The organism is Caulobacter sp. AP07, assembly GCF_000281955.1.
Classification (GTDB): Bacteria; Pseudomonadota; Alphaproteobacteria; order Caulobacterales; family Caulobacteraceae; genus Caulobacter.
In genome coordinates this window covers 21,161-28,505 of record NZ_AKKF01000005.1, presented here as the reverse complement: position 1 = coordinate 28,505, position 7,345 = coordinate 21,161, and the positions used below count along the sequence as shown (strand labels likewise).

Below are 7,345 nucleotides of genomic sequence, written 5' to 3'. Positions count from 1 at the left end.
GGGGCCGCCGGCGGGCCGCCGGACTCGGTCCAGGCCAGGACCAGGTCCCGGCTGCCGGTGTCATAGGTCCAGTGCAGCGCCACCTGCCCGTCGGCGTTCGACAGGGCTCCGTACTTGAGGGCGTTGGTCGCCAGCTCGTGGAAGATCAGCGCCATGGTCAGGGCCCCGCCCGGCGCCAGCCAGACCGGCGGCCCGTCGATGCTCAGCCGCCCGGTCGCCTCGGTGAACGGCGCCAGGGCCCGCTCGGCGACGTCGCGCAGGCCCGCGCCGTGCCAGCTCTCGCGGGTCAGCACGTCGTGCACCTGGGACAGCCCCATCAACCGCGACTCGAACTTCTCGAAGGCCACGGCCGGGTGGGGCTCGTTCTTCAGGGTCTGGGAGGCCATCGACTGCACGGTCGCCAGGGTGTTCTTCACCCGGTGGTTCAGCTCGTTGATCAGCAGCCGCAGCTGGCCCTGATAGTGCTGCTGCTCGGACTCCACCTGCTTGCGGGCGGTGATGTCGGAGATGATCACCACCAGATAGGGGCGCCCGTCGCCGGGATCGACGCGCGAGGCGGTGACGTGCACCCAGACCGGCCCGTCGCGGCCCTCGACCCGCCGCTCGATGGCGTAGCTGTCGATCTCGCCGGTCAGCAGGGCCCGGCCCTGGGTGATCGCCGTCGCCACAGTGTCCTCGCCCGGGGTGATGTCCATGAAGGTCGAGGCCAGCAGGACCTCGCGGTCGCGGCGGGTGATGGCGCAGAACCGGTCGTTGACCTCCAGGAACCGGCCGCTGGACGACACCCGCGCCACGCCCATCGCCGCCTGGTCGAACACCGCGCGGTAGCGGGCCTCGGCGGCCTCCAGCTTCAGCCGGGCCTCGACGGCCCCGGTGACCACCTCGGTATACAGCACCAGCCCGCCGATCGCCCCGTCGTCGGTGCGCCACGGGGCCATCGACCAGCGGATCCAGTCGACCTGGCCGCGGCGGTCGACATAGCGGTCGCCGTCGCTGTTGTGCAGCTCGACCCCCTCGGCCAGCACCTGGGCGTGCAGGTCGCGCCAGCGCTGGGGAATCTCGGGAAACACCTCGTAGTGCACGCGGCCCAGCAGCGGCAGGTCGGCGGGCAGGCCCTGGTCGGTCAGGTACTGCCGCGACGCGGCCAGGTAGCGCATCTCGCGGTCGAAGATGGCGATGCCCAGCGGCGCGTGCTTCAGCGCGGTGGTGACGCTGGGCGAGACCGGCGATGGCGCGGCGTTCTCCGTCATGGGCGGGCGCGGGCGCGATGGTGGCCGACCAGTCGTCTCGCGATCATGGCGCTCTTTCTCGTCGGGCGGGCTCGTCGGCGGCCCCGTCGGGCGAACGAAGCAGCCACGCCGCATCATGCCTCCATTCAACGGTTTCGCGAAAGACCCGTGTCCAGAGGGGCGCCCACTTGCCCCCTACGGGCCTTCGGCCGTCTTCCCCCATGGGGGGAAGAGTGCTCCGCCCCTTCGCCGCGACAGACCGCGAAGCGGTCAGGTGGGGGCAAGGGCGTGAGCTACGGCCCCGGCGTCCCGCTCACCAGCGGCGCCCGGCAATGGGGGCAGCGCATGGCGGCCAGGTCGCGCGCCAGGCCGTCGAGCAGGCGGTGCAGGCGTTCGTCGGTGTCGGCGCAGATCACCCGGGCGGCCACCGCCAGCTTGGCCGCCGCCGCGCCGGGATCGACGGCCGGGGCGGCGCAGAGGCCGTCGAGGAGCTCGACCCGACGCTCGAACAGGGTCTCCAGCACCGCGTCGATCCTGGCCATCTCCCGGCCTTCGGGGACGGTCAGGCGCCGGCGCCCGGCGTGGAGGAACCAGGCGTGCCGGCCGATGGCCAGGGCCTCCAGGTCGCCCCAGCGGCCGCTCAGCCGCCCGATCTCGGCGTCGACCGCCAGGAAGGCCGCGCTTCGGGCCACGACGTCGTCGGCCCGGGACCGCCCCGCCGCCCCGGCCAGGACCGGCGCGCCGATCAGCACCCGGCGGGAAACGGCGGTCGGATCGGCCTTGCCTTCGGACATGCGGCGGCTCCCGGCGCGAGCGCTCGGCCCGATCAACTGCTATGATCGGTGGAGGTTGAGTTCGACGTGCGCGACCATGCGCACGTCGAACCGACAATGTCAATACACTGTGCGCGTGGATGCTAAACCTGTGTCGATTATAACGCCGCTCCAGATGAAACTGGCCCGCACCGCCCTCGGCCTGGGCGTGAGGGAACTCGCCGCCGCCGCCGGGGTCGCGCCCTCGACGGTGCAGAGGTTCGAGTCGGGCAAGGGAGACATGCACTCGCGCACCCTCGACGGCGTGCAGCGGGTCCTGGAAGGTGGCGGGATCGTCTTCATCCCAGCCGACGCCAACGGCGGCCCAGGGGTCCGGCTGAAGGGCTAGCCGGATCGGTCGTGCGCTGGGGACATGCTCTCACGGCAAGGCCTCGGCAAATCGACCCGGGACCGCGGGGTGAGTGCGTGTCCCCAACGGTATCCCCGGCCTCAAATTTTCGTCCCGAACAGGCCTTCAAAGCAAACTCAGCGGATCCGTTGGGGACACGCACTCACGGCTTCCCCCTGCAAACCGGGCCGGCGCACTGCCGTGAGAGCATGTCCCCGGCCGCCATCGCCGCGACTGGCGTCCACGGCCTCGAACTTTCGCCCCGAACAGGCCCGCCTAGAGCTTCACCCGGAAATGGAAGGCGTCGACGGCCAGGCCTTCGCGGAAATAGAACCGGTGCGCGGCCTCGCGGACCACGTTGGAGATCAGCTCCAGGTGTCCGCAGCCCTCGCGCCGGGCCTCGGCCTTGAGCCAGTCCATCAGCGCCTTGCCGTGACCCCGCGAACGCAGCCGGTCGTCGGCCACCAGGTCGTCGACGCTCAGGAAGCGGCCGCAATACAGCATGTCGAGCACCCGATATCCCGCCACGGCCCGCGCCGCGCCGTCCTCGGCCACATAGGCCAGCCGGAACCCGTCGCTGGCCATCAGCCCCCGGATCCGGGCGACATAGGTGTCGCGGGCCAGGTGCGGGCGCAACTGGGCCATGACCTCGAAGGTGGCCAGAATCTCGGCGTCGGTCTGGGCGAGGATGATCATGGGGGTGATCTAAGCCTTCTCCCCGCGCGGGAGAAGATGGCCCGCCCGGCCAAACGGCCCGGGACCGTGGGGTGAGTGCGTGTCCCCAACGACATCCACGGCCTGGAATTTTCGCCCCGAACAGGCCTTCGAGCCAAACTCAGCGGATCCGTCGGGGACACGCACTCACGGCTTCCCCCTGCAAGCCGGGCCGGCGCACTGCCGTGAGAGCATGTCCCCGGCTGTCCGGCCGCCACCCCCTCGCCCAGCCGGACCGCTCCTCGGCGGCCAGGCCGCGCCCTGAAATCCATGGTGGCGAGCCTGCTCTGGGGTCTGACCGTGTCAAGGACGGCCCTCCGGGCCGCCGCGACGCGGTCGCCGGAGGCGATCCTTGACACGGTCAGACCCCAGAGCTCCAATTCCACCAAGGGTTTCAGGACGTGGCGTCACCCGCCGAGGGGCGGATGGAGCTCCGCTTGCGAAAACAGGGGGAAGCCTTGCCACTACCAATTACATTCGATTTGAAAGACGCTGGTAGCGTCCATATGCGCACAGTGGAGGAGCTTAGAGCGTTCCTCCAAAGCGAGCTGGATGGGTGGAATTGGCTTTCAAGTATTAGAAATATGAATAATCCCAACGATGTTCTTTCAAGCATCCGATTACTATGGGATACCCACTGGCAGAACGTAAATTCCGCCTTGGATGCTTTGAATAATGGAAACCTAGAGCAGGCTGAAAATTGGTTTAGAAGTTATTTTCAGGATGGTATTCCGTTGCCGGTATCCGGTTCTCCGCGGCGGGCTCTTATCGACAATGTTCGCACCAATATTGGCGAACGCGCCGCAATCGGAGCACTAGCAGCTCTCACCGATCGAAGATTTGATGGACAAGACCCAGAGCAAGTAAGGGGCTTGTTTGCCGCTCACGAATTTCTATCCGGCACAGGTAAAGCCGCTCGACAAAGCGTGCAAAGTGGCCTCTCAAGCTTGCTCAAGCAACTCGGCAGACAACAAGAGCGCGCAGAGCAAAAGGCGGATGACTTAGATCGCCGCATTGAGATTACGGAACGTCGTCATACACGACATTTCAAAAAATTGCTCGATACAGGGCGGCGCAGTCGACGCGAGTTTATCCAGCGAAATTTCGATGAGATTGCCCAATTTAGGAATCAAATAAACGAACAGGTCGCTAGCCTTCTTCGCGAGAAAGACGATTCTATTGCGAGCATACAGCAAACGGAAAAAACATACTCAGAGCATATGGGGTTAAAAGCACCCGTAACATACTGGCGTGATAAGGCTAAGGGGCATCGGGTAAAGAGTTGGATTTCTGGTGTAGTAGGTTTAATATTTGCAACTTCTTTAGTGTATTTTGGTATTACACATGGCGTATCGTGGATTTTGGATCTTATTGCAAAAGTCTTTAAAGAAACGAGGCAGTGGCAGGCAACTTACTCGGTGCTTGGGATCGCGGCATTTGTTCTCACTATAATCTTCTGGATCGGCCGCCTGATTAGCCGGACTTATGTGAGTGAAAGCCACTTGGCTATCGACGCGGAGGAACGCGCGGTGATGGTCGAAACATACTTGGCGCTAACACAAGAGAATAAAATCGATACCACTGAACGGGTGCTCGTCCTTGGCTCCTTGTTCCGCGCGTCCTCAGACGGCCTGGTAAGGGATGATGGCGCACCAGATATCGGCGGATTGACGACCTTGCTATCGAAGGCGGGCGTTGGCGGTCCAGTCTCTGGGAAGCCATAGCCAGCCGTCGATCTACGCGCCCTACTCCCTCGCCCTCTTACTCCGCCCCCACCCCCTCCGCCGGCGCCTCATACGCCGCCATCATCGCCATGTTCAGGATCTTCGACACCGAAGCCCCCAGCGGACAGATCTGCACCGACTTCGACAACCCCAGCAGCACCGGCCCAATCACCGTCGCCCCGCCCAGCGACTGCACCAGCTTGGTCGCGATCGAGGCCGAGTGGATGGCGGGCATGATCAGGATGTTGGCGCTGTCGGTCAGGCGCATGAACGGGTAGTTGGCGCGCTTCTCGGGGTCGAGCGCCAGTTCGGGCGGCATTTCGCCCTCGTATTCGAAGTCGACGTCCATCTCGTCGAGCATGGCCACCGCCTCGCGGACCTTTTCCGAGCGCAGGCCCATCGGGTTGCCGAAGGTCGAGTAGCTCATGAAGGCGACGCGCGGCTTGAAGCCCAGGCGGGCGACGGCGCGGGCCGTCTCGCAGGCGATCTCGACCAGCTCCTCGGCCTCGGGCAGTTCGGTGACGTTGGTGTCGGCCACGAAGACTGTGCGGCCCTTGGCCAGCACCACCGACATGCCCATGATCCGGCCGCCGTCGGCCGGGTCGACGACGCGCAGCACTTCTTCCAGGGCCTGGTCGAAGCTGCGGGTGACGCCGGTGACCATGCCGTCGGCCTCGCCCAGGGTGACCATCGAGGCGGCGAAGCTGTTGCGGTCCTGGTTGATCAGCCGCTGGACGTCGCGCTTCAGGTAGCCCTGGCGCTGCAGGCGCAGGTAGAGGGCGTCGACATAGTCGGGATTGCGGTCGCTGAGGCGGGCGTTGACGATCTCCAGGTCGATGAGGTCGGGGTCGAGCCCGACCACCCGCATGTTCTCCTGCACCAGGTTCTCGCGGCCGCAGAGGATGGCCTTGCCGTAGCCGCCGGTCTGGAAGGCGTAGGCGGCGCGGATGACGCTGGGGTCCTCGCCCTCGGCGAAGACGATGCGCTTGGGCTTGGCCAGCACGGCGCCGCTGATCTTCTGCAGGAAGCCGGCGGTGGGGTCCAGGCGCTGGGCCAGGCTGGCGCGATAGGCGTCCATGTCGGCGATCGGCTTGCGGGCCACGCCGGTGTCCATCGCCGCCTGGGCGACGAAGGGCGGGATGTACCAGATCAGCCGGGGGTCGAAGGCCGAGGGGATGATGTATTCCGGGCCGAACTTCAGCTGGCGGCCGTGATAGGCGGCGGCGACCTCGTCGGGCACGTCCTCGCGGGCCAGCATGGCCAGGGCGTTGGCGCAGGCGATCTTCATCTCGTGATTGACGCGGCGGGCCCGCACATCCAGCGCGCCGCGGAAGATGTAGGGGAAGCCCAGGACGTTGTTGACCTGGTTGGGATAGTCGCTGCGGCCGGTGCCCATGATGGCGTCCTTGCGGACCTTGCGCACCTCTTCCGGGGTGATCTCCGGATCGGGGTTGGCCATGGCGAAGATCACCGGGTTGGGGGCCATGCTGGCGATCATCTCGGGCGTGAACGCGCCCTTGGCCGACAGGCCCAGCAGGACGTCGGCGCCCTTGACCGCTTCAGCCAGGGTGCGCAGCGGGGTGTCGACCGCGTGGGCGCTCTTCCACTGGTTCATGCCCTCGGTGCGGCCCTGGTAGAGCACGCCCTTGCTGTCGACGGCGATGACGTTCTCGGGCCGCACGCCCATGGCCTTGATCAGTTCCAGCGAGGCGATGCCCGCCGCGCCGGGGCCGTTGAGCACCACCTTCACGTCGGCCAGGTTCTTGCCGGTGATGTGGCAGGCGTTGATCAGGCCGGCGGCGCAGATGATCGCCGTGCCGTGCTGGTCGTCGTGGAACACCGGGATGTCGAGCAGCTCCTGCAGCTCGGTCTCGATGCGGAAGCATTCGGGGCTCTTGATATCCTCGAGATTGATGCCGCCGAAGGTGACGCCGATGTTCTTGACGACGGTGATGACCTCGTCGGCGTCCTTGCTGCTGATCTCGATGTCGATGGAGTCGACGTCGGCGAAGCGCTTGAACAGCACGCTCTTGCCCTCCATCACCGGCTTGGAGGCCAGGGCCCCCAGGTCGCCGAGGCCGAGGATCGCGGTGCCGTTGGAGATCACCGCCACCAGGTTGCCCTTGGAGGTGTATTCGTAGGCCATGTCCGGGTCGGCGGCGATGGCGTGGACCGGCACGGCGACGCCGGGGGAATAGGCCAGCGACAGGTCGCGCTGGGTGGCCATGGGCTTGGTCGGCACGATGGCGATCTTGCCGGGGGTCGGATAGCGGTGGAACGCCAGCGCTTCCTCGTCCGTGAAGGTCTTCTTCTCCGTGTCGCTCATGTACCCCTGGTCCCGCCGTGCAAGCTGATGGGACGCTCCGGACAATGCGAAGCGCCCTTATTTGCGGTCACCGTAGCGAGGCGTCCGGCGGCTCACAACCTCCGCCGGACCGATAAATGTCTCGCAAACGCTTGTTCTGCTTGGCGTTGCGTAAGCCTGACAACCTTGTCAGGGCTTGCGCCATTGACCTG

Annotated in this window: 6 protein-coding genes; 2 read left to right on the top strand and 4 right to left on the bottom strand. The window is 65.9% G+C overall.

Annotated features, from left to right (window positions below):
* Both PMI01_RS00575 and PMI01_RS25895 read right to left on the bottom strand, forming a co-directional pair.
* A partial coding sequence (locus tag PMI01_RS00575) for a sensor histidine kinase (RefSeq protein ID WP_007661632.1) occupies positions 1-1,250 on the bottom strand: 1,250 nt, incomplete at its 3' end.
* A 272-nt stretch (positions 1,251-1,522) separates the two neighbouring features.
* Positions 1,523-2,023 (bottom strand): hypothetical protein, encoded by a 501-nt coding sequence (locus tag PMI01_RS25895; RefSeq protein ID WP_007661630.1) that lies wholly within the window; start codon positions 2,021-2,023, stop codon positions 1,523-1,525.
* A 154-nt stretch (positions 2,024-2,177) separates the two neighbouring features.
* Here PMI01_RS25895 and PMI01_RS00565 point away from each other — a divergent pair, with 154 nt between their 5' ends.
* Positions 2,178-2,390 (top strand): helix-turn-helix domain-containing protein, encoded by a 213-nt coding sequence (locus PMI01_RS00565; RefSeq protein ID WP_007661629.1) that lies wholly within the window; start codon positions 2,178-2,180, stop codon positions 2,388-2,390.
* A 276-nt stretch (positions 2,391-2,666) separates the two neighbouring features.
* On the opposite strand, the gene PMI01_RS00560 is transcribed toward PMI01_RS00565, so the two are convergent.
* Positions 2,667-3,086, bottom strand: a complete 420-nt coding sequence (locus tag PMI01_RS00560) for a GNAT family N-acetyltransferase (protein WP_007661627.1) — start codon at positions 3,084-3,086, stop codon at positions 2,667-2,669.
* A gap of 443 nt (positions 3,087-3,529) precedes the next feature.
* On the opposite strand from PMI01_RS00560, the gene PMI01_RS26840 reads away from it, so the two are divergent.
* Positions 3,530-4,828 carry a DUF6161 domain-containing protein gene (locus PMI01_RS26840; protein ID WP_007661625.1) on the top strand — a complete coding sequence of 433 codons (1,299 nt, stop codon included), beginning with the start codon at positions 3,530-3,532 and terminating at the stop codon, positions 4,826-4,828.
* A 37-nt stretch (positions 4,829-4,865) separates the two neighbouring features.
* Here the strand turns inward: PMI01_RS26840 and PMI01_RS00555 are convergent, their stop codons facing one another.
* Positions 4,866-7,154 carry an NADP-dependent malic enzyme gene (locus PMI01_RS00555; RefSeq protein ID WP_007661623.1) on the bottom strand — a complete coding sequence of 763 codons (2,289 nt, stop codon included), beginning with the start codon at positions 7,152-7,154 and terminating at the stop codon, positions 4,866-4,868.
* Positions 7,155-7,345: the final 191 nt, after the last annotated feature.